This window comes from Streptomyces auratus (assembly GCF_050433025.1).
In the GTDB taxonomy this organism is placed as follows: Bacteria; Actinomycetota; Actinomycetes; order Streptomycetales; family Streptomycetaceae; genus Streptomyces; species Streptomyces sioyaensis.
In genome coordinates, this window is the sequence record NZ_JBNGCB010000003.1 from 74,181 (window position 1) to 96,990 (window position 22,810).

Below are 22,810 nucleotides of genomic sequence, written 5' to 3' on the forward strand. Positions count from 1 at the left end.
TCGGGGACGCGACCGTCACGGCCTGCGGCCGGCGGCCGGCTGCCGTCCTCACCGCCGCGGCAGCCGGCGCTGCGCCCACAGCTTCACGTCCTTCCACTCGCGCGAGAGCTCCCCGAAGACGTCCCGGCCGTCGTCCGCCGCCTCCGCCACGAGGGCGGCGAGGTCCGGCGTCCGGCTCAGGAACAGCGGATCGCGGGCCCGTACGGCGACCCGCACGGCCAGGAAGGAGACCGGCGGCTCCGGCACGAGGCGGCCGCGGTGGTCGGTGACCTGATCGCCCACCGGGAACTTCCCGAACATCACCCCGACGGGGCCGTAGAGGTTCTTCAGGGCCCAGTGCGGCCACGCCAGCACCTCCCGGCCGGCGCCGATGACCGCGATGTTCTCGCAGACCAGCGCACCGCGGGGCCCGTTCAGCTGGGTCCGGACCCACTCCGCGGCCCGCACCCCGGCGTGGAACACCTCCGCCTCGACCTCCGGCGCTTCCCCGGCCGCCTCGTACACCGTCCACCCCGTCAGCCCGTGCTCCACGGAGGGGGCGAGATACGGGCAGTGGACGGACATCGCCTGCACATACTCCGCGAAGTCCACCGTCGTGGGGCGGGTGGTGCGGCTCTCGACGAGGCGGAGGGCGCCGGCCGCGGGGCGGGGCGCTCCGTCCGTGTGCACGGTGGTCATCGGGCGGCCACCTCCTGCCGGGGGAGAGGGAGAGGGTGCACGAGATCAGCCCTTCGATCGATCGTTGCGGACGGAACGGGTACGTCCGGGCGGCCGCCGACGGCATCGGCAGCTGCCGGGGCTCAGCGGTCCCCGGCTCCGGTGCGGGGCGGGACGGTCAGCAGCGGCTTGTAATAGCCCTCGGGGTGCGGTTCGCCGATCAGCCGGCCCTCGGCCTCGACCCAGGCGTGGGCGGTGAACGGGTGCGTCCGTACGCCGGTGCACCAGGTCGGCCACACCCCGCGGGCCCGGCACAGCAGCGCGGTGGCCAGCGAGCGCTGCAGACAGTTCTGCCCCGCACAGCGCAGGCTCACCGAGACGACCTGCTCGCGCGCCCGCTGCGCCTGCCCGGCACTCGCCGGCGCCGCACCACGGCGGGCGAATTCGAGCACGGCGCGCAGCCGCGCGGGCTTGAGGCGGGCGAGCGGCCGGGCGGCGCCGACGGCCAGCAGCGGCAGCAGACGGCGCAGCAGCGGGAGCCGGGCCCGCTGGTCCAGTGTCATGGACTGGCTCATGAGGCCACCGTCAGCTCGGCGGTGCGCAGTTGCTCGATCACGGCGCCGACATCCTGCCGGGCCCGCTGCGGGTCGATGCCGTGCGCGGCGGCGAGGCCGTCGGCGATGGTCTCGGGGGCGTCCCCGTCCAGCAGCCGGTGCAGCACGCGGCTGCCGGTGACGTTGAGCTGCCAGTAGCGGCCGGTGCGCTGATGCAGCAGCACCGTGCCGTCGTCGGTGTCCGTCATGGAGACGTCGGGATGGAGCCGCATACGGATCAGACCTCCGAGGGGACGGTGCCGTCGCCGGCACGGGGGATGGGGCCGGGGCCGGACGTGGTGCGCAGCCAGGTCTCGCAGCCGAGCAGGCTCTCCAGCGCCTGGGCGGTGGTGTTGTCCGGCTGCGGTCCGCCCAGCCGCAGCCGGAGCGCGCCGGTGTCGATCAGGCCGCGGGCCGCCAGCTCGGAATCGGCGAAGAGGTCCAGGATGGCGGGCAGGTTGCGGCGCAGCCCCCTTCTGATGTCCTCGCCGAACTCGCCCTTGGTGGACCGCGCCCGGATGCCGTCCGGCACGATGCCGTGCATCGCATCGGCCAGCAGGGGCTTGTACCGCCACGGTCCGGCGTGCTCGTGCGCCGGTACCCGGAGCACCGCGTCGATCACGGCGTCGTCCAGATACGGCATGTCCAGCTCCACACCGGACTCGGCGTACAGCCGCGCCAGCAGCCGGTAACTGGCCGTGTTCGAACGGATCATGAGCACCATCGTGTGGGTGGCGAGGTCCTCGGCGAGCGGCTGCGCCCGCTCGGCGGTCCGGCGCAGCGCCTCCCGCGCCAGCTCGACGCCCTCGGGGGTCATCCAGGGCGCCGCACGTACGGGTCCCAGACCCCAGCCCAGCGCCGGGCGCCGCAGCGGCGGCCGGGGCTCGGTCAGCAGCCCGGCCTGCTCCCGCCACCACGCGGGGAGACTTCCCGGCTGCGCGAGCTCGGCCAGCGTCGCCTTCAGCGGCCAGCGCCTCAGCGCGCAGTGCGCCCGTACGTGCTTGAGCGCCGTCACCGGATGACGGCGCATCAACTGGTGCAGATAGGAGGGCATCGGGGAGAACAGCTCGTCGCCGCCGTGCCCGGCCAGATGCCGACGGGAGCCGCGGTCCGCGAGCAGTCGGGCGCCTCGGCGGATCCGGGCCGTCGCCCGCGTCAGCGACAGCGGCTCCTCGGCGGACACCGCGAGGGCCGGGTCGGCGAAGATGTCGGGGAGTTCGTGCTGCGGCACGACGAGGTGCTCGGCACGGTCGAGCAGCCGCGCCGCCTGCCCCGCGTAGACCGCGTCGTCATTGCCCGCGTCGGCCTCGCCCCACCGGAAGGTCAGCAGCTCCGGTGTGTGCCGGGCCGCCAGAAAACACAGCGACGTCGAATCCAGCCCGCCGGACAGATCCGCACTCAACCGGCCTTCGACGGGCGCTTGTCGGCCCACTACGGCAGTCAGGGTGTCCCGTACCGCCGCCGTCCCCTCCCTCAACGGCCGGTCCGGCTCGGGCGGACGCCACCACACCGTTTCCCGGTCCCGGTCGCCCTCCCACAGCAGACAGTTCTCCGGCGCGAGCGTGCCGATGCCCGACCACGCGCTGCGCGCGTTGGCCGGAAAGGGCACCTGCAAACCGCATGCGACGTGCAGCGCCAGCGTTTCCTCGGCCACCCCGGCACCGGTCATCGCCGCGAGCACATCGGACCGGTCCGCGGCCACCCGCACCCCGTTCACCCGGGTGTGGAACACGCGACGCAGCCCGGAGGCGCTGCCCTGGAACCGGACGTGCCCGTCCACCGATGCCACGATGTGGCAGGACCCCAGCAGCGCGGGAACGGCCCGGTCCACCTCGGGCAGCCGGGAGATACGGGCGGCAATCCGCGCCAGCCCGTCGTCGGTGACCGGACACGTGCCACTCACGGCCAGACGTACCGGACCCGCCGAGGCCACCCTCACCTGACCCTGAGACCACTCGCCGACCAGCCACGGCCGCCCGGAGGCGTGCGTGATCACTCGGGCAGGCGCGAACGGTACGAGCGCCCGGATCTCCGCACCGTCGGCGGTGTCCGGCAGGACCACAAACCCAGCACTCAACTTCGCCATCCCCCCGCCGGTCCCCTGGCCGAAGCGCGCCGCCGGGAAGCACCGAATGCCTCGACGCGGCGGCAGGCCAGAGCCCTCATGAATGGAGAAGGAGACCGGGCTCCGCACAGGCAGGCCCGGTTCCCCCGTCGGTCAGTCACTACTGGCGGACGATTTACCAGTAGTAGTTGAAGAACCAGTCGGGCGACGTGCCGTGCCAGTTGCCCAACGTGTCTTCGGTGAACTCGCCGACCTCGACGAGCATCGGCGGAATGTATTCCGTGGGTGTCTGCTCGGACTGTTCGGTCATTGCAACCTCCGATTTTTGCCACCAGCAATACGGACTTGCTGACAACGGAACCTAGCACCGGGGCGATCACCGCCTCTGTGGCATGAATCACACTCACCGCCCAGTGGAATACAGCGAGTTCGCAAGAAAACCTGCTCCCTGTATCCGCCACCCACAAAACGGAAGATGGAAAAAAGATCCCGTCCGGGGACCGAACTACCCCACGTGGGTGAACGATGCGTCCGTGTGCCCGTGCCGACCCAGACGTCACACGCAGGGCAGCCGGCCAGGCGCCCGTCGGCAGCAAGGACGGCCGGTCGCCCAACTCACCTACGTCATCAGTAAGTTCGCGCCCGGACCCCAACCGCCGGACCCCAACCGCCAGACCCCAACCGCCAGACCCCAAGTGGCCGGCCACAAGCCTCAGGCCACAGACGCCAGACCCATCCCTAACCCCCAGGCCATTCCCTCCCCCCAGGTAGCGTCAGCCGCGTGCGCGGCCTCCTGGAATATCCCCGGCCGGCCTCAGGGCGAGGAAGGGCAGTCATCGAACGGGAACCCCCGGAAAGCCCGTTCGACGGTTTGCCGGCAGCCCACTCCAGGAATTCTCGGAATTCTCGGAATGGGGGACGTCGGAATGGGCAACGGGACCGTCAGAAGTGCACCGTTCGATCCCGGGTAACCGTCGGGACGGCGAGCACGGCATCGAACGCCTCGGGGATCGGGGCGCACAGGCTGGAACTCTGGCTCCGGAGCCGGTTGAGCAGCGGCACCCCGTGGGCGTCACGCGGCGATCGGCGCAGGTCGGTCAGCGTGATCCCGTCACCCAGGCCGGCGTCGATGAGCGCGGCCTCGACGCTACCGAACTCAGCCGGCTCAAGCTGAGCGTCGGCCAGGGTGAAGCCGACTTTGGCGCTTTCGTCGGGATACATCTCCGGCACATGATCCGTGGTGTGGGTGACGGCCACCGAGCGGTAGTCCTCGCCGAGCATCCGCTGGAGGTGGTGGCCCATGGGCAGCGCGGTGAGCGGGCCGCCGAACGACGCGGGCGTCTTCTGGATGTGGGCATTGTGCGACACGAGCACCATGCGCGTTCCCGGTGCGGCGCGATCCAGGTGCCAGCGCACCGATTCGGCCATGTAGATCTCGCGCACCGACAGGTCGGCACCCGAGCCTCGGCCGGACAGCAGGGCGGCCATCGCATGGAACAGGTAGTCGGTGTGGCACGCCGCTTCCACCCGGCGCCGGGCGATGTCGAAGCGGCGTTGGCTGCTTCGGCGGACGTAGAGCGGTTCGGCGCCCCGCAGCCGCAACAGCAGCCGCGCCAGCGCGGCGGTCAGCGCGTTCTGCTCGGCGGGGTCAAGGCGCGCCCACGCAGGCGCCGCCGCGGCGCCGGACCCGGATCCTTCGAGGAACCGGTCACCGACCTCCAGGACCGTATCCAGGAGGGGCAAGGCGTCAGGGTCGACCTCGCGCAGGTAGTCGGCCACCGGATCCAGCGCGGGCCGTAGTTGCCCGCCGGCTTCGGGAACATCGATGCCGGCAAAGCGGAGGGGATGGCCGCTGGTGCGGTTGTGATGGCGCAGCCAGTGCATGAGGTCGGCGGCACCCCAATCGGCCGCGGCCGCACTCACCGTCGCCAGTCCGGCGTCGTCTCCCTCACCCCGCAGCCACGGTTCGAGCCGGAAGGCTTCGCTGAAACCGAATTCGAGGGCGAGGACGGTGAATCCGCAACGCTCGGCGAGAAAACGCAGCACCCGCTGGCGTGCGCGCGAGAACTCCTCGACGAAGTGCGCGTTTTCGCCCACCGCGACGACGCGGGCGCTGCCGACGATCTCCCGGAGCGGTTCGAGATCGTCGACGGGATGGTGCGGATCAAGGGTGCTCAGTGTGGCGGCGTGCCCGCGAAACCAGTCGGCGAGCACGCTGCGGGAAGACTGCTGATCAGGCATGGAAAGGCTCACTTCTTACCAAAGAGGTTCGGAAAAGCTGCTCGTCCGCGCAACGGACGCAGCAACGCGACGCTGCATACGCGCAACTGGCGCCGGGCCACTCGGCCACCGGCGTGTTACGCCTGTCGATGAACCTCGTCAGAGGAAATTGCTGCCTACTGCCACCACCGCAGCGTAGAGTCGCCACCCCTGCCCACGCAGGCGATTAAATCCAGCCACACACAGCAGGCCTTCGCTTCCGCCCGGGCGCGCTGAATGGGACGGAAACTGAGAAGCCCGCCCAAGGTCTTAAGAGCTAGCCTCGCCACCTTGGCACGTCCAGGCTGTCAGCCGGGATTGCCCGTCGCTCTGGCCGCTGTCCGCCCTGCCGCTGTCACACGGAGCCCACGGGTGCGGTCGTCACGCGCTGGGACACATCGAGACAGCCGAGTGAGAGTCCCTCGGCCGCAGCCGTCAGGGGCGTCACATTCCACCCGTCCCTCGATCCGAGGTTACGGGGTGGGGGTATGGTCGCCCTCACGCCCTCACGCCCTCCGCCGCCGGACGACCAGAAGGTCGGAGAAGGACCACCTGCCATGGACCGCACCGGAACGTCGAGCCGGCTGCTGACGGCCCGGCTGCTCGCGGTGTGCGTCGTCGTTTTCGGGTTGTTCCTGATGCATGGTTCGCCGACTGCCGCGGCCGACGGATGCCACGGGGCGATGACCGGCTCCATGCCCATGGCACACGCAGTGCCCGCTGCGGTGGGTCCGCACGCGGAACACCCGGCGACAGGGCACCCCGGGCACCTCGCCGATGCGTCCCCCATGACCTCTGCCGGAATGGACGGCACGTTGTGCGTCTCCACCCCCGCACAGCAATCGCTGCCACTCCCGGCAGTCGGCGCGCTGGCCATCGTGGTCTTCGCGGGGTGGGAGCCCCTCGGCCGACGGCTTGCGGCTGCAGTGACGCGATGGAGAGGACCGCCCAGAGAAGGGCGAGGAGTGCTGCTGCACGTGTGCGTCGCGCGGACGTGACAGGCGTGCCCGGACCCGGGATCACTCCTGGGCCCGATACGGCGTCCTGTTCACCCGCGCACCGCCCGAGCGTGGTGCGCTCACCTGGAAAGACTCTCGTGATGTCGCTCGTTTCCCGCTTGTCTTCGCGTCGCCGCACGCTCGTCGCGGCCTCCCTCGGCGGTGCTCTTGCGCTGGTGTTGACCGCGTGCGGCTCCCACTCCTCGCACGACTCCTCGATGCCGGGGATGGACATGCCGTCCGCCTCGGCGTCCACGACCGCTGCCGGGCACGACCCCTCCTCCATGCCCGGCATGAACATGAACACCGGGGACGGCCTGGCCGCCCAGAAGGGCGGCTACCAGCTGGCCTCGAACACCGCCAAGCTGCCGTCCGGTAAGAAGACCGACTACCGGTTTTCCCTCACCGGCCCGGACGGCAGGCCGGTCACCGACTTCGCCGTCGAGCAGACCAAGCGCCTGCACTTCTACGCCGTCCGCTCCGACCTGACGGGCTTCCAGCACATCCACCCCACCATGGCCGGCGACGGCAGCTGGACGGCCGACCTGGCCGCGCTCCAGCCCGGCTCCTGGAGGCTGTTCGCCCAGTTCACGCCCAAGACGGGTGCGGGCAAGGGCCAGGACTTCGTGCTCAGCCGCACCGTCACCGTCCCCGGCCCGGCAGCCCCCACCGCCCTGCCGAAGGCGTCCACGACCACCACGGTGGACGGCTACACCGTCACCGTGAACGGTGAGCTGATGGCGGGCATGGCCCACCCCCTCACCGTGACCGTCAGCAAGGACGGCAAGCCGGTCACCGACCTCCAGCCGTACCTGGATTCCTACGCCCACCTGACCGCCTTCCACGAAGGCGATCAAGCCTTCGCCCACCTCCACCCGGAGAACAAGGTCACCGGGGGCCACGGCGGACCCGGCTTGTCGTTCCACGCCGAGCTGGCCACGTCAGGTAACTGGCGGCTGTTCCTGCAGTTCCAGACCGCGGGCACGCTCCATACCGCTGCCATCACCCTGCACGTGAGCTGAGGAAGGCCGCGGGGGCGTCGCCGTTCCGCCGGGGCGCCTCCGCGGTCCTCGGGCCCTGTGCCCTGGAAACAGCCGGAGCCGGGGTGGGGAGGTGAGCACTCCAGGGGGAAGAACCACCAGAACATCCGCAGTGGGCGGGTGACTTCGATGCCCTCGACCGGGGTCGGGCCGACGACGGGCGGTACGAGCACGCCGAGGACGGACAGGACGCCCAGGAGCACCGGGCCGAAGGCTGCCACCCGCTTCAGGTGTGCGGTGAACGGTCCGGGCGTCTCCACTTCGGGCAGCGCGGCTCGTGCGGTACTTCACAGGGGTGGCGAGTGTTCCTGGTCGCGGGCGAGTTTGTCCTGTAGCAGGGCGTGGCGGAACTGGTAGCTGGCGCCTTCCGCGCGGAAGATGCGGTGGTCGTAGGCGTCCTTGAGGAAGCGCATGCCCAGCAGTGGGAAGTCGCCGCGCAGCCGCAGTTGGAGGAAGAGCAGGCTGGTCCGCCAGTGATCGGAGATCGCCATCCCGCCTGCATAGGCGAACGGTAGGCCGAAGCCGATCACGATGAAAGGGAGGGTGCCCCAGTCGGGGCCGTCTGCCGCCGCACCTTCGCTGGTGGCTCCGATCACCTGGTTCACTCCTAAGGCCAGGCTGATACAGAAGCCGAAGATCGTGCCCGTTACGAGGGCGAAGTTGCGGTCCTGCCGCCACGATGTGTACGGATCGGTCACTGGGTCCGCGAGGGATGCGGGGCGTGCGGCCACGATCACCACGCCCACGATGCCCACGGTGAGCATCGACACGATCCCGATGGGCAGTCCCCGGTCAGGGGTGCCGTTGTCCTGCCAGAAGGAGAGGGCGACGCAGGTGCCTGCTAAGCCCGCGGGGGCAAGGACCGGCCAGGAGTGCAGGCCCCTCCACCGGGACCATCCGGTCCATCCCGGTGCCGCGGGGATGCGCGTTGCGGCGAAGCCGGCCAGGGCGCCGGTCAAGAGCCCGGCGGCAATCGCGACGGTCCAGCTGACCGGATTGGTGATGTCGGGGAGGGCCATGACCGTGACCGCAATCGCGACCAGGATGCCGGTCGCTGGATGGAAACGCCGTCGGTGCGGGGCGTCTTGGACGTGCAGTCGTTTGCGCCAGCGCGGCACCGGGTCGCGGAGTTCGGCGAGGGCCCCCGCCCCCGCTCCGAACGAGATACCCACAATGCTTCCGTAGACCGCCCCGAACTCGATGCCGCGGAAGCCATCCCACGCAATGTGCCTGCCGGGACCGTACGCCAGCACGCAGCCGGACGCGCCGAGGAGCGCACCCGTGAGGGCGGTTGCGGCGATGCGGGGCCAGGGTGACGCCCAGTAGTGCAGCCGCCGCCAATCGAGACTGTACGTCCGCCCGTTGGCCGGCCGACCGTGATCGTAGGTCTCCTGCTCGTTCATCCGGCCGGCCACGTAGCCCAGCCACCGCTCGGCCTTCCGCGGCTCATACGCCGGCCGGGACGTCGACGATCCAGGCCGGTAGCGGATCTTCACCAGCCGACCGAGCAGGTATTCCTCGACCTCGTGCCGGGACACGAATCGCCCGGCGAGCATGTCGTCCAGGTCGGTGATGCGGCGTGGGGGGAAGGCGTCGCGCAACAGTGTCAGGATCAGCGGCGTGCTGAGGGTTTGCGAGAGCGTGCTGTCCGGCTCGTTCTCCAGATGCGTAATCAGCCGTTGCCAGGGGGCGAGTGCCGGCATGGTCCGGAGAAAGGCGACGGCCTCGGCCGTGGGTACCGGGGAGAGCTCCAGGGCGACGGCCCCGAGCAGATGTCCGTCGGCGACGGCAGCTTCGAATTCGTCGGGGCGGGAGAAGATCACCACGCGGTAGGCGGCGCGGTCGATCTCCCGGAGAGCGGCATGGCGTAGATCGCCCGCCATCTCGTCGAAGCTGTCGAGGAACAGCGAGATCCACCCGCCCTCGATCAGCTCCTCGGCTTGCTTCCGCCCGACGCGGTAGTCGTCGGCAAGCCGGGCGGCGAGCCAGTCATCGAGCCGGCGACCGTCCCACCCGACGATGCTCAGCAGTACGGGCACCGGACACTGGGCACGCCGGGTGTCCTCGCGCAGCGTGTCGCGGTGGTCCAGGGCGCGCAACACTGTCAGGAGCGCCGCGTCGGACTTACCGGCTCCCGGTGCGCCGAGCACGACGACGCGGCCGGAGGCCACCCCGCCGTAGACGGAGAGAAGTTCGGGGATTCCGCCCTCACGCGCCGCACCGTCACCGAGCGCGGCAACGTTCGGCACCCACCGGACCAGACGCGGCCGATCTGGGTCTCCCCACACCACTCCCTCACCGGCGACCGGGCGTCGGGTGCGGTGCCACCGGACGGGGATCTCCTGCTGCAACTTCCGTTGCCGCGCGGCCTCCTGCCACTGCCTGCGGACTGCGCGTGCCAGCGCGTCACCCACCTCCAGCGGCATCGCGTCCCGGCCCTGGTCCCACCAGGCATCGACACCATCGGCACGAAGTGCGCCACCGCCGGGCCCGTCGGGGACACCGCTCACCACGGGGCCGGCAGGCACTCCCACGTAGTAATGGTGGTGTGTCTGCTGATGGAAGTCACGACCCACAGCCGTCGACGCCGCGCCACTGGCCGCCGCACGCACTGAGCTGGAAGTGCCGTCCGGGGGACCGCTCAGCTCGCTTGCGGGCCCGGCACGGGAGGGGAGGCGGAAGCCCCGCCCTTGGGGTCCGTGGGCGGAGCGTTGCTGGCGACGGATCCGGTGACGCTGCCGCCCACCGCGATCGCGCCGGCGCCACTGGCCGTGACGGAGAGGTCCCCGCCAACGGCCACCCCGCCGTCGGAGACGGTGACCGTCCCGGGCCCGGCGCTCACGCCGCCTTGCGGGACATGCTGCGCGAGCAGGCTCCGCATCTGATCGGCGGCCTGGTCGCGTTCGGCGTCGTCCAGGCTTTCCAGCATGGCCTCGATGCGGACCTGCCAGGACGCCTCCTGGCGGATCCGGGCCCGCGCGGCTTCGGCCGGGTCGGTGGGTTGCAGAGCGGTCGCGGTCTGGTCCAGGCGTTCCAGTTCCGCGTGCTCGCGCAGGGCGTCGCCTCTGCTGAACCAGTGCGCCACCGCCCGCCGCAACCCGGCCCACGCATCCGTTCCCGCCGCTGTTACCACCGCGGTGCCGCCGGCTGCGGCCAGGGCGATCAACGCCTGATCGAGCATCCTGCCCTCCCAGTGTCGGAGATGCTGCTGGGACGGTAGCGCCGCACCTGGGGTTCCTGCAGGGGCTTGCCGGAAGACAGTCCGATCTCGCCGGCTCTACCCGGCCCTGCCGTGGCGGAGGTGGTGATGGGCCTCTGCGACGTTGAGCTGGGCGCCGATCATCCGGCGGTATCCCCCTCGTCGGAAACGAGCTGGAGCAGCCTTCCGGGGCCCCGAGGGTCCTGCTGACGTCGGCAGGACCCCGCTTCGCTCGGCGAGAGGCCAACTGAGACGGAGAACCGCGAAGGGCCCCACCGCAAGCGGTGGGGCCCTTCGACGTTGTGCCCGGTGAGAGCACTGGCGGAGGATACGAGATTCGAACTCGTGAGGGGTTGCCCCCAACACGCTTTCCAAGCGTGCGCCCTAGGCCACTAGGCGAATCCTCCGCCGCAAACAATACAAGACGTTGGGGAGTGCTCGCGAACATGATCCGGAGGAGGGGGTCCGGGAGGGAGCGGAGTGGGTCGGGGGTGGGGGTGCGGGTCGTTTCTCGGGCGGGGAATCAGCTAGTGTGGTGCGCAGCCCCTCACGTGGCGCTATCTGACTGAACTCCCCCAGGGCCGGAAGGCAGCAAGGGTAGGTCGGCTCTGGCGGGTGCGTGGGGGGCGCTTGCGTTTGCGGGGCCGGTCGGTTGTCAGTGGGGCCCGATATCGTCGTATGCGTGTCGTCCCTTGCGCTGTACCGCCGCTACCGGCCCGAGACCTTCGCCGAGGTCATCGGGCAAGAGCACGTGACCGATCCGCTGCAGCAGGCATTGCGGAACAATCGGGTCAATCACGCCTATCTGTTCAGTGGGCCGCGTGGTTGCGGCAAGACGACGAGTGCGCGGATCCTGGCGCGCTGCCTCAACTGTGAGGAAGGTCCCACTCCCACCCCCTGCGGGACGTGCCAGTCGTGTGTGGACCTGGCCAGGAACGGCCGGGGCTCGATCGATGTGATCGAGATCGACGCGGCGTCGCACGGTGGCGTGGACGACGCCCGTGAGCTGCGGGAGAAGGCGTTCTTCGGGCCGGCCGGCAGCCGATACAAGATCTACATCATCGACGAGGCGCACATGGTGACCTCGGCGGGCTTCAACGCCCTGCTGAAGGTCGTCGAGGAGCCGCCGGAGCATCTGAAGTTCATCTTCGCGACCACGGAGCCCGAGAAGGTCATCGGGACGATCCGGTCGCGTACGCATCACTACCCGTTCCGGCTGGTGCCGCCGGGGACGCTGCGGGAGTACCTGGCAGAGGTGTGCGGGCGGGAGGGCATCCCGGTCGAGGACGGGGTGCTGCCGCTGGTGGTGCGGGCCGGCGCCGGGTCGGTGCGGGACTCGATGTCCGTGATGGACCAGCTGCTCGCCGGTGCCGGTGCGGACGGTGTGACATATGCCATGGCGACGGCCCTGCTGGGCTACACCGACGGGTCGCTGCTGGATTCGATCGTGGAGGCCTTCGCCGCGGGGGACGGCGCGGCGGCCTTCGAGGTCGTGGACCGGGTCGTCGAGGGCGGCAACGACCCCCGGCGCTTCGTGGCGGATCTGCTGGAGCGGCTGCGGGATCTGGTGATTCTGGCGGCCGTGCCGGACGCGGGGGAGAAGGGGCTGATCGACGCCCCCGCCGATGTGGTGGAGCGGATGACGGCGCAGGCGTCCGTCTTCGGAGCGGCGGAGCTGAGCCGGGCCGCCGACCTGGTCAATACGGGCCTGACGGAGATGCGCGGGGCGACCTCGCCGCGGCTTCAGCTGGAGCTGATCTGCGCGCGGGTGCTGCTGCCGGCGGCGTACGACGACGAGCGGTCGGTGCAGGCGCGGCTGGACCGCCTGGAGCGCGGTGCGGGTGCCGCGCTGCTGGGCGGGGCCGGCGGCGCGGGCGGCGGTGCGGGCTCCGGGGGAGAGCTCGGGCCCGGGGCCGCGCCGGTGGTGGCATCCGGTGGCGGGCCGGCAGCGGGCTATGTACCGGGGCCGGAGGCTCATCCGGCGATGCCGGCCGGGGGCCCGTCCGGTCCGGCCGCGGCGCGTGCCGCGGTGCGGGGCGCGACGAGCGCCGGCCAGGTGGGCGGTGCCCCCGCCCCGGCCGCTCCGGGGGCGCAGACGGCAGGAACGGGGGCGTCCGGCGGGCCGGGCGCCCGGCCTGGTGCGGAGCAGCACGGCGGAGGCGCGGGGGCGCCGCAGGGCGCCCCGGCGGAGGCGCAGCAGCCCCCTGGGCAGGACGGCGGCCCTGCGGGTGCGGCGGCCCGGCCCGGGGCCTGGCCGGGCAGCACGAGCAGGGGCAACGGCGCCGACAGCGGCAGCGGCGCGGCCGGCACCGGCGGGGGCGCCGGACGGCAGCCCGGAGGCTGGCCCACGGCCGTGGCGCCGGGTCAGGGCGGGGCGCCCGCCCCCTCCGCGCCCTCTGCCCCGTCCACGCCCCCCGCCCCGTCCGGACCCCCGGCCGGCCCGCCCGCCCCCGTATCGCCGCAGCCCCCGCAGGCTGCCGGTGCGGCCCCGGGAGCGGCGCAGGGTGCCGCCCAGGTACGGCAGATGTGGCCGGACATCCTGGAAGCGGTGAAGGACCGCCGGCGCTTCACCTGGATCCTGCTGAGCCAGAACGCCCAGGTCTCCGGTTTCGACGGCACGACGCTGCAGATCGGCTTCCCCAATGCCGGCGCCCGCGACAGCTTCGCCAACGGCGGAAGCGAGGACGTCCTCAAGGACGTGCTGGCCGAGCGGTTCCAGGTGCAGTGGCGGGTCGAGGCGATCGTCGACCCGTCGGGCGGCGCCAGTCCGCCGGCCGGCGGTGCCCCCCGTAGTGGCGGTGGCGGCTTCGGCGGCGGAGCCCCCGCCGCACCCCAGCAGGGCGCCCCGCAGCCCCCGCCCCAGCAGAGCGGCCCGGCCGCGCCCCCGTCGTCCGGGGGCCGGTACGGAGCGGGCGGCGAAGGGGCCGGCGGTGGCGGCAGCCAGGGCGCGCGGATGGCCCGGGAGGCCGTGTCGCCGGCGGCGTCCGCGGGCGGCGCCCAGGGCGGGCCCGTGGCGGAGCACTCGTACACGCCGCCGGAGCCCCCGCCGACGTCGATCGAGTACGACATGCCGGCCGAGGACGACGCCGATCTCGTCGACTCCGCGCTCAGCGGCCACGACCTGATCGTCCGCGAGCTCGGCGCGACGGTGCTGGAAGAGTTCAACAACGAGTAGACGGCGCCCACAAGCGCCCCGGCAGGGCCGCAAAGCAGGTCAGCGGATGTCCACCGGGCGTACACCCGTGCTCCTCCCTACGGCGTAGGGCGCGGGGCCCGTGAAACACGTAGGCTCGGGCTACCGCACCAATCGTTGTCGTATGGCAGGAGTCACGTCGTGATCCCCGGTGGTCAGCCCAATATGCAGCAGCTGCTTCAGCAGGCCCAGAAGATGCAGCAGGATCTCGCGGCCGCCCAGCAGGAGCTCGCGGAGACACCCGTCGAGGGTTCCGCGGGCGGCGGCCTGGTCAAGGCCACGGTGACCGGCTCCGGTGAACTCACGGGCCTGGTCATCGACCCCAAGGCGATCGACACCGACTCCGCGGAGGAGACGGCCGAGACGATCGCCGACCTCGTCCTGGCGGCGGTCCGGGACGCCAACGCCAGCGCCCAGCAGCTGCAGCAGCAGAAGCTCGGTCCGCTCGCCCAGGGTCTGGGCGGTGGCGGAATCCCAGGTCTCCCCTTCTGAGGAGTAGCCAACTAGCGTACGCAGCACGGCAGAAGAGAAAGAAGACGTTCCGTGTATGAAGGCGTGGTCCAGGACCTGATCGACGAGCTGGGCAGGCTGCCCGGCGTCGGTCCCAAGAGCGCGCAGCGGATCGCCTTCCACATTCTTCAGGCCGAGCCGACCGATGTCCGTCGGCTCGCGAACGCGCTGATGGAGGTCAAGGCGAAGGTCCGGTTCTGCAGCGTCTGCGGCAACGTGGCGCAGGAGGAGCAGTGCCGGGTCTGCCTGGACCCGAGGCGCGATCCGGCGGTCATCTGCGTCGTGGAGGAGCCCAAGGACGTCGTGGCGATCGAGCGGACGCGCGAGTTCCGCGGTCGCTACCACGTCCTCGGTGGGGCGATCAGCCCGATCGAGGGCGTGGGCCCCGACGACCTGCGGATCAGGGAACTGCTGGCCAGGCTCGCGGACGGCACCGTCACCGAGCTGATTCTGGCCACCGACCCGAATCTGGAGGGCGAGGCCACGGCCACCTATCTGGCCCGCATGATCAAACCCATGGGCCTGAGAGTGACGCGACTGGCGAGCGGACTGCCGGTCGGGGGCGATCTGGAGTACGCAGATGAGGTCACGCTCGGGCGGGCCTTCGAAGGGAGGAGACTTCTCGATGTCTGATGCCACGCTGCACAACGCGACACAGGACCCGGACGACTTCGCCGTATCGATCTCCGACTCGATCGAGAGTTTCATCGTCGCGGTGACCGAGGTCGCCAAGGGCGACGAGCCGGACAGTGCGGTGCCCTTCCTGCTGCTGGAGATCTCCCAGCTGCTGCTCACCGGCGGCCGCCTGGGCGCCCACGAGGACTTCGTCCCCGACGAGCGGTACGAGACGGACACCGGCCCGGAACCGGACGTCGACGAGCTGCGCGAGCGCTTTGCGACCCTCCTCGACCCGGTGGACGTCTACTCCGAGGTCTTCGACCCGTATGTGCCGCGCAGCGAGCCGGTCGCCAGCCGGATCTCCGACGACCTGGCCGACATCATCACCGATCTGCGCCACGGCCTGGCGCACTACCGGGCGGGCCGGGTCAGCGAGGCCCTGTGGTGGTGGCAGTTCTCCTACCTCTCCAACTGGGGCCCGACCGCCTCGGCCGCACTGCGCGCGCTGCAGTCGCTGGTCGCCCACGTACGCCTCGACCAGCCGCTGGTCGAGCTGGACGGCCTGGACACCGACAGCAACGTCACCGGCGACGAGGAGCAGCTCGCCGAGGAGGCCGGGAAGGTCATGGCGGCGGAGATCGCGGCGCCGCTGGGACTGCGGGGAAGCTGAGCCGGGGGACGGCCGCCGCCGGGAAGCTGAGGCCCGGGGGCGGCCGCCGCGGCCGGGCCCGCCCCGGCCGTCGCCCGCCGCCGGGGCGCACGAGGCGCCTGATGCCGGCTGCCCCGTGATGCCTCGCGCCGTGGCCGGAGCCTGTGAGCTGGGTTACGTTTTCGTGTGTACCGGGCTGGAGCGGGCATGTGCTCGCCGGGCAGGCGCAACGGTGCGCCGTGTGGATACCGCCGCGGGACGCGGAACTCACGAGTTCAGGTGGCCATGGTGATCAAGCCGATCACGGTGGTCAAACAGTGAGTCACGCGTCTCACGATGCGGTATCAGCAGGGCGGATTCCGCTTGCTCGTTAGACTGAGCCGACCGCAGTACCCCCATTTCCGGGGGTCCGGGAGGAAACTCCCGATGAGACAGTTGCGAGGAGCGCACGTGGGCCTTGTCGTGCAGAAGTACGGCGGCTCATCCGTTGCGGATGCCGAGGGCATCAAGCGCGTTGCCAAGCGAGTCGTCGAGGCCAAGAAGAACGGCAACCAGGTTGTCGTGGTGGTTTCGGCGATGGGCGACACGACGGACGAGCTGATCGATCTCGCGCAGGAAGTGTCCCCGATTCCGTCGGGGCGCGAGTTCGACATGCTGCTGACCGCCGGAGAGCGGATCTCCATGGCCCTGCTGGCGATGGCGATCAAAAACCTCGGTCACGAGGCGCAGTCCTTCACCGGTAGCCAGGCCGGTGTCATCACCGACTCCGTGCACAACAAGGCACGGATCATCGATGTCACACCGGGCCGGATCAAGACCTCCGTCGACGAGGGCAATATCGCCATCGTCGCCGGCTTCCAGGGCGTGTCCCAGGACAAGAAGGACATCACGACGCTGGGGCGCGGCGGGTCGGACACGACCGCCGTCGCGCTGGCGGCCGCCCTGGACGCCGACGTCTGTGAGATCTACACCGATGTGGACGGTGTCTTCACCTCCGACCCGCGGGTCGTGAAGAAGGCCCGGAAGATCGACTGGATCTCCTTCGAGGACATGCTGGAGCTGGCCAGCTCCGGCTCCAAGGTGCTGCTGCACCGCTGCGTCGAGTACGCACGCCGTTACAACATCCCGATCCACGTCCGCTCGTCCTTCTCGGGGCTGCAGGGCACGTGGGTCAGCAACGAACCGCAAGGGGACCAGCCGATGGAGCAGGCAATCATCTCGGGCGTCGCACACGACACCTCCGAGGCGAAGGTCACGGTCGTCGGAGTCCCGGACAAGCCGGGCGAGGCCGCGCGCATCTTCCGTGCGATCGCGGACTCCGATGTCAACATCGACATGGTCGTGCAGAACGTGTCCGCCGCGTCGACCGGTCTGACCGACATCTCCTTCACGCTGCCCAAGACGGAGGGCCGCAAGGCCGTCGCGGCCCTGGAGAAGACCCGTGCGGCGGTCGGCTTCGACTCGCTGCGCTACGACGACCAGATCGCCAAGATCTCGCTCGTCGGCGCGGGGATGAAGACCAACCCGGGCGTCACGGCGACCTTCTTCGAGGCGCTGTCGAACGCGGGCGTGAACATCGAGCTCATCTCGACCTCCGAGATCCGCATCTCGGTCGTCACCCGTGCCGATGACGTGAACGAGGCCGTGCGCGCCGTCCACACCGCCTTCGGTCTCGACACCGACAGTGATGAAGCCGTGGTCTATGGCGGCACCGGGCGATGATTCCGGCCGAGGCGGGCCGTCCGTCCCACGCTGACACGGCGGGGGCGGACGCCCGCCCGGCCGCCCGGCCGCAGCTCGCCGTCGTCGGTGCCACGGGCGCCGTCGGCGGCGTTCTGCTGGGCATCCTCTCCGAGCGGGCCGACATCTGGGGCGAGATCCGGCTGATCGCCTCGCCCCGCTCGGCCGGCCGCAAGCTGACCGTACGGGGTGCGGAGGTCGAGGTCGTCGCGCTGAGCGAGGAGGCCTTCGACGGTATCGACGTGGCGATGTTCGACGTCCCCGACGAGGTCTCCGCGCGCTGGGCGCCGGTCGCGGCGGCCAAGGGCGCGGTGGTCGTGGACAACTCCGGCGCGTTCCGGATGGACCCGGACGTGCCGCTGGTCGTCCCCGAGGTCAATGCGCATACGGCGCGGGTGCGCCCGCGCGGCATCATCGCCAACCCCAACTGCACGACGCTCTCGATGATCGTCGCGCTGGGGGCGCTGCATGCCGAGTACGGGCTGAGCGAGCTGATCGTCTCCTCCTACCAGGCCGTTTCCGGCGCGGGGAAGGCCGGCGTCGACACCTTGCGGGGGCAGCTGTCCGCGGTGTCCGGTACGGAACTGGGGACCACGCCCGGCGATGTGCGGCGGGCCGCCGGGGACACGCTGGGGCCGTTCCCGGCGCCGATCGCGCTCAATGTGGTGCCCTGGGCCGGCTCCCTCCAGGAGGACGGCTGGTCCTCCGAGGAGCTCAAGATCCGCAACGAGTCCCGCAAGATCCTCGGGCTGCCGGACCTGCCGGTCACCGCGACCTGCGTACGGGTGCCGGTGATCACGACCCACTCGCTGTCCGTGCACGCCCGCTTCGAGAACGAGGTCACGGTCGCCGGCGCACACGAGATCCTGGCCGCGGCGCCCGGAGTGGTGCTGTGCGACGATCCGGCCGAGGACGAGTACCCCACCCCGTCCGATGTCGTCGGTACGGATCCGACCTGGGTCGGGCGGGTGCGCCGTTCGCTGGACGATCCGCGGGCGCTGGAGCTGTTCGTGTGCGGCGACAATCTGCGCAAGGGCGCGGCGCTGAACACCGCGCAGGTGGCGGAGCTGGTGGCGGCGGAGCTGCGCGGGCGGGAGTCCCGGAGGTAGCGGGGCGCGGGCTTAGGGGACAGCCCTTAGGGCCCTGTGGAGTACGCGACTTGGCGGGATCGGGCGCCGTGCGCCGACCGCCTGGGAGATACTTTGTGGGGCGTGTGAAGATCCTGTGAGCGAATCGCCAGTCCCCGCCTCTTGATCTGGGCTGACGATCTGTTCGACCATTCGCTCCCCGCCACACTGCAACCGGCAGTTGGGCGGGGAGCGTCTTTGTGGCCGCCTTCAGGGGTGGCCCGGGGGATCCACGGGCTGCAGAGTGAGTCCCCGGATGGCGGGGCATTCGCGTCGGGGCAATTAGGGCATTCAGGAAGAGCTGGTACGCATGAGGGCATTTGATGCATCGTCAAAAGCGGTGCCTTGCGCGTACAACCCTTGTGGGGGGAAGCGTGTCCAACAGGCGTGGCAGAGGTACTCGGTTTCACCATCGCCCCAGCGGGCGCAGCGGCCGGCACAGCAGTGTGCCCGCCGCGTTCCCGTACGGCCGGGAGCATGCCGGTGATCGCTCCCTGGCCCACCACCCGTCCCGCCCAGATTCCTCCGCAACGCGGGGACTCTGACGACGCGATGGCAGCGGGCACCACGGTCGACCACCTCACCGAGACCTATCGCGCGCACTATCGCTCCCTGCTCGGGCTCGCCGCGCTGCTCCTCGACGACACCGCCTCCTGCGAGGACGTCGTCCAGGAGGCCTTCATCCGCGTGCACTCCGCACGCGGGCGGGTGCGGGACCCCGAGAAGACCCTCGCCTATCTCCGGCAGACCGTCGTCAACCTCTCGCGCTCCGCGCTGCGTCGCCGCATCCTCGGGCTCAAGCTGCTCTCCAAGCCGATGCCCGACATGGCGAGCGCCGAGGAGGGCGCGTACGACCTGCTGGAGCGGGACCAGCTGATCCAGGCGATGCGCGGGCTGCAGCGCCGGCAGCGTGAGGTGCTGGTGCTGCGCTATTTCGCCGATATGACCGAGGCGCAAGTGGCAGAGACGCTGGGCATATCGCTCGGCTCCGTCAAGGCCTACGGGTCGCGGGGCATCGCGGCGCTCCGCGTCGCGATGGAGGCTCCGGCATGAAGGGCACGACGTCTGGCCGGCACGACCCGTTCGACTCGCGCGGCGCGCACGAGGCGCTCACCCCGCTCACTCCGATCACCCTGAAAAACCCCGGCACTTCGCCGTACCCGACTGATCCGATGCACCACCGCGCTCCTCACCCCGACCTGCCCGCCCCGACCGAGGCCCGGCCTCCCGGCGCTCCGTACGGCTCCCCTGACGAGGCCCGGGGCTCTGGCGCACCCGGTGTGGAGGGGTGGCATGGCCCGGGGCGCGTGACCGGCGTGCGTGGCAGGCCCGGCGAGACGGTGCGCGGACTGTGCGCGGCGCGTACGGCACAGGGCCCCGGGGACGGCGGGCCCGGGGACGGTCGGCGCGGCGCCCCGGGCGGGCCGGGCGCGAATTCCGGCCGAAACTCCGGCAGCGGCGATGACATCGGTGTCGCGGCCGGCGCACAGGGCCCGGCTGACACTAGTGTCGCGGCCGGCGCACAGGACACCGCAGACACCGGTGCCGGGACCGACCACTCCGCGTACGACGAAGAGCGCAGGCGCCCGTACGACGGCGACGACGGTCACGCCTACGACGGCCACGGCAGCCGCACCTACGACGACGACCACACGCATGCCTACGACAGCGCGGCGTACGGCGGCGGCGCCTTCGGCGGCGGTACCGGCAGCGGCTCCGGCGAGGGACCCGGCCGCGGCCACCCCACCGGCGGCTTCGGCGGCGAGGACGACCTGCGGCGGTTGCTGCAGTCCCGCGTCGGCAACCTCGAACCGGCGCCGGACGCGCTGGAGCAGCTGCGCCGTGCCGTGCCCGCCCGCCGGCAGCGCCGTCGCCATGCCGTGGTGGGCGCGGCGGCCGCGCTGCTGCTCGGCGGTACGTCGATCCCCGCCATGGTCCATGTGGCCAACCTCGCCGACAGCTCCGGGGAGCGGCCCGCCAATACGGCGAGCAGCCAGCAGACCCAGGGCAGCACCGAGGGCACCCACGGCGAGGGCACCGAGCAGGCCGGACCCCCGCCGTCCGGCAGGATCGGCGGGAAGCCTGGCGCGGGCCTGCCCAGCGGCAAGGGCCGGGCCACGGGCAAGAACGGCGCGGGCCACGGCGCGGGCGCCGGCACCCCCTCGCCGGACGAGACCATGGACGTCACCTCACCGGTCTGCGGGCGCGAACAGCTCGGCCAGGGCACCAGCACGGTCGGCGCGGCGGACTCCGCGGGCCGCGTCTACGGCGCGTTCCGGGTCGTCAACACCTCCAGCGCCGCCTGCTCGGTGGAGGGCGGCGGCACCGTCGGCGTGGTCGCCCAGGGCGCCACGAACCCCGACCGCATCCATGTCGTCGACCACACCTCCGGCGATGAAGCCACCGGCCTGCCCGACCCTGCCACCACCCCTGACCAGCTGGTTCTCAAGCCGGGGGAGTCGTACGAGGTCAAGTTCGCCTGGATCCCGCAGTCCGGCGGCGGCACCAGCGGCTGCGTCAACCCCGGCCCCTCACCGACCCCCGAACCCACCAAGGACCCCGGCCAGTCCCCGGACGCCGGGGCCACGGCGGCGGGCGACGGAGGCGGCCAGACGGGCGGCGACACGGGCGCCGGCGACAGCGGAGCCGCGGCCGGCGGCATCGTCCTCAGCCACACCCCGGAGGCCGGCGAGCCCACCGCGGCAGACGCCAAGGTCGCGGACGCGTGCGCGGGGACGGTGTATCGGACGGAGGCGTTGGCGGTTCGGCGGTAGGGGCTGGGGCGGTGGCGGTTCGTGGGGCGACGCCCGGTGAGGGGGAAGGTCCGGCTCCCGGTGGGCCGTGTGTGCAGGGGGCGGTGCTGCCCGGTCGCGTGGGCCCCGTACCGTTATGGGCGTGTACCGGTTCCTGCTGACCCCGCGGTGGTGGGGGATCAACGTCTTCGCCGTACTGGCGATTCCGCTCTGCATCTTCATGGGGAGCTGGCAGCTGAGCCGTTTCGAGGACCGCGTCCAGTCCCACCAGCAGCAAGAGGACCGCTCCGCCCGTGCCAAGGCCGCGGCGGCCCGTCCGCTGGAGCGCCTGCTCCCCGTCGACACGGTGACCTCCGGCCGCCAGGCCAGCGCCCGCGGGCACTACGACACCGCCCACCAACTGCTCGTACCGGCCCGCACCCTGAAGGACGAGCACGGCGAACGGCAGGGCTTCTACGTCCTCGATCTGCTGCGTACGGACGGCGGCAAGGCGCTCCCGGTCGTACGCGGCTGGCTGCCCGGCGACGCCGGCGCGAAGGCCGATACGGCGAAGGTGCCCGCGCCGCCCAAGGGCGAGGTGACGGTCACCGGGGCGCTGCAGGCCTCCGAGAACCAGGGCACCGAGGGTGTGCAGGCCGGCGGCGGGCTGCCGCGGGGGCAGCTCGGCATGATCAGTGCGGCGTCGCTGGTCAACATCGTGCCGTACGGGGTCTACGACGCCTGGATCACGCAGACCGACGCCCAGGCCCCGCTGCACGCCGTCCCGCCGGCCGCCGCCGAGGGCAGCGGGCTGGACCTCAAGGCCTTCCAGAACCTCGGCTACACCGGCGAGTGGTTCGTCTTCGCGGGCTTCGTCGTCTTCATGTGGTTCCGCCTCTTCCGCCGCGACGCCGAAGCCGCGAAGGACGCGGCGCTGGGCATCGTGCCGGAGGGGGGCGGTGGGGATGACGGCGCGGGTGACGGCGCGGGTGTGTCCGTGGTGGCGTCCGCGTCCGTGTCCGGGGGCGCCGACCGGGGGGATGGCCCGGCTGACGGCCGGGGCGAGGAGCAGGGCGAGGCGGCGCGGGCCGGGTAGGCCCGAGGCCGGGCGCCCGCCGCTGCTGCAACGATGTTGCACCTGGTCAGCGGGCGTATCACGGTAGTAGCTGCAATCGGCTCGCCGTGCCACGGTAGGCCGTATGGCAGGCAATCACACCCACCCGCACGGCCATGAGCACGCGCGTCGTGACCCTCGCCACGACCATGATCACGTGCACGGTGATCGTCCTGATCGCGTGGACGGTGACCGCCGTGATGACCTGCACGGGGAACGTCCTGATCACGTGCATGGTGACCGCAGTGATGGCGTGCAGGGTGACCGTCACCTTGGTCACGAGCCGGGGCATGATCCGCATCCCTCTCACCCTCCT

At 71.3% G+C, this 22,810-nt stretch carries 19 protein-coding genes, 1 tRNA gene and 1 other RNA gene; 11 read left to right on the forward strand and 10 right to left on the reverse strand.

Going from position 1 to position 22,810, the window contains the following annotated elements:
* Positions 1-48: 48 nt before the first annotated feature.
* From BKA18_RS19855 to BKA18_RS19880, 6 genes are all read right to left on the reverse strand, one after another.
* A complete protein-coding gene (locus BKA18_RS19855) occupies positions 49-678 on the reverse strand; it encodes a hypothetical protein (RefSeq protein WP_366044061.1) in 630 nt (209 codons plus the stop codon).
* Between the two features lie 122 nt (positions 679-800).
* On the reverse strand, positions 801-1,232 hold the full coding sequence (locus BKA18_RS19860; RefSeq protein ID WP_366044062.1) for a lasso peptide biosynthesis B2 protein: 432 nt from the start codon (positions 1,230-1,232) through the stop codon (positions 801-803).
* Positions 1,229-1,483, reverse strand: coding sequence for a lasso peptide biosynthesis PqqD family chaperone (locus BKA18_RS19865; protein ID WP_366044063.1), 255 nt, complete (start codon positions 1,481-1,483; stop codon positions 1,229-1,231). The genes BKA18_RS19860 and BKA18_RS19865 overlap by 4 nt, the downstream gene beginning before the upstream one ends.
* Positions 1,484-1,488: 5 nt before the next feature.
* Entirely contained in the window at positions 1,489-3,312 is a 1,824-nt protein-coding gene (locus BKA18_RS19870; RefSeq protein ID WP_366044224.1) for a lasso peptide isopeptide bond-forming cyclase, read from the reverse strand.
* 178 nt (positions 3,313-3,490) lie between these two features.
* A complete protein-coding gene (locus BKA18_RS19875; RefSeq protein ID WP_107452766.1) occupies positions 3,491-3,625 on the reverse strand; it encodes a lasso RiPP family leader peptide-containing protein in 135 nt (44 codons plus the stop codon).
* Between the two features lie 632 nt (positions 3,626-4,257).
* Positions 4,258-5,556, reverse strand: coding sequence for an erythromycin esterase family protein (locus tag BKA18_RS19880; RefSeq protein WP_366044064.1), 1,299 nt, complete (start codon positions 5,554-5,556; stop codon positions 4,258-4,260).
* 1,135 nt (positions 5,557-6,691) lie between these two features.
* Here BKA18_RS19880 and BKA18_RS19885 point away from each other — a divergent pair.
* The gene (locus tag BKA18_RS19885; RefSeq protein ID WP_366044065.1) at positions 6,692-7,594 is read left to right on the forward strand and encodes a hypothetical protein; all 903 of its coding nucleotides are present in this window, start codon (positions 6,692-6,694) and stop codon (positions 7,592-7,594) included.
* Positions 7,595-7,899: 305 nt separating this feature from the next.
* Here the strand turns inward: BKA18_RS19885 and BKA18_RS19890 are convergent, their stop codons facing one another.
* The 3 genes from BKA18_RS19890 to BKA18_RS19900 form a co-directional block, all read right to left on the reverse strand.
* Complete coding sequence (locus BKA18_RS19890; protein WP_366044066.1) at positions 7,900-10,146, reverse strand: NACHT domain-containing protein; 2,247 nt, start codon at positions 10,144-10,146, stop codon at positions 7,900-7,902.
* 107 nt (positions 10,147-10,253) lie between these two features.
* A complete protein-coding gene (locus BKA18_RS19895) occupies positions 10,254-10,793 on the reverse strand; it encodes a hypothetical protein (RefSeq protein ID WP_366044067.1) in 540 nt (179 codons plus the stop codon).
* A gap of 337 nt (positions 10,794-11,130) precedes the next feature.
* Positions 11,131-11,218 (reverse strand) — tRNA-Ser (locus BKA18_RS19900).
* Between the two features lie 131 nt (positions 11,219-11,349).
* Between BKA18_RS19900 and ffs the strand changes: the two genes are divergently transcribed.
* From ffs to BKA18_RS19950, 10 genes are all read left to right on the forward strand, one after another.
* An RNA gene (ffs, locus tag BKA18_RS19905) (signal recognition particle sRNA small type) lies at positions 11,350-11,448 on the forward strand.
* Between the two features lie 45 nt (positions 11,449-11,493).
* On the forward strand, positions 11,494-13,986 hold the full coding sequence (locus BKA18_RS19910; protein WP_366044068.1) for a DNA polymerase III subunit gamma and tau: 2,493 nt from the start codon (positions 11,494-11,496) through the stop codon (positions 13,984-13,986).
* Between the two features lie 159 nt (positions 13,987-14,145).
* Complete coding sequence (locus tag BKA18_RS19915; protein WP_078568662.1) at positions 14,146-14,496, forward strand: YbaB/EbfC family nucleoid-associated protein; 351 nt, start codon at positions 14,146-14,148, stop codon at positions 14,494-14,496.
* Positions 14,497-14,547: 51 nt separating this feature from the next.
* The gene (recR, locus tag BKA18_RS19920; RefSeq protein ID WP_006604196.1) at positions 14,548-15,147 is read left to right on the forward strand and encodes a recombination mediator RecR; all 600 of its coding nucleotides are present in this window, start codon (positions 14,548-14,550) and stop codon (positions 15,145-15,147) included.
* Positions 15,140-15,802 (forward strand): DUF5063 domain-containing protein, encoded by a 663-nt coding sequence (locus tag BKA18_RS19925; RefSeq protein WP_006604195.1) that lies wholly within the window; start codon positions 15,140-15,142, stop codon positions 15,800-15,802. Before recR ends, BKA18_RS19925 begins: the two co-directional genes overlap by 8 nt.
* 429 nt (positions 15,803-16,231) lie before the next feature.
* A complete protein-coding gene (locus BKA18_RS19930) occupies positions 16,232-17,503 on the forward strand; it encodes an aspartate kinase (RefSeq protein ID WP_006604194.1) in 1,272 nt (423 codons plus the stop codon).
* Positions 17,500-18,630: an aspartate-semialdehyde dehydrogenase gene (locus BKA18_RS19935; RefSeq protein WP_006604193.1), complete on the forward strand. Its 1,131-nt coding sequence runs from the start codon at positions 17,500-17,502 to the stop codon at positions 18,628-18,630. Before BKA18_RS19930 ends, BKA18_RS19935 begins: the two co-directional genes overlap by 4 nt.
* Positions 18,631-19,125: 495 nt before the next feature.
* On the forward strand, positions 19,126-19,701 hold the full coding sequence (locus BKA18_RS19940) for a SigE family RNA polymerase sigma factor (protein WP_063827992.1): 576 nt from the start codon (positions 19,126-19,128) through the stop codon (positions 19,699-19,701).
* Positions 19,702-19,955: 254 nt separating this feature from the next.
* Complete coding sequence (locus BKA18_RS19945) at positions 19,956-21,422, forward strand: hypothetical protein (protein ID WP_366044069.1); 1,467 nt, start codon at positions 19,956-19,958, stop codon at positions 21,420-21,422.
* A 121-nt stretch (positions 21,423-21,543) separates the two neighbouring features.
* On the forward strand, positions 21,544-22,476 hold the full coding sequence (locus tag BKA18_RS19950) for an SURF1 family protein (protein WP_366044070.1): 933 nt from the start codon (positions 21,544-21,546) through the stop codon (positions 22,474-22,476).
* Positions 22,477-22,534: 58 nt separating this feature from the next.
* Here the strand turns inward: BKA18_RS19950 and BKA18_RS19955 are convergent, their stop codons facing one another.
* Positions 22,535-22,795 carry a hypothetical protein gene (locus BKA18_RS19955; protein WP_366044235.1) on the reverse strand — a complete coding sequence of 87 codons (261 nt, stop codon included), beginning with the start codon at positions 22,793-22,795 and terminating at the stop codon, positions 22,535-22,537.
* Positions 22,796-22,810: the final 15 nt, after the last annotated feature.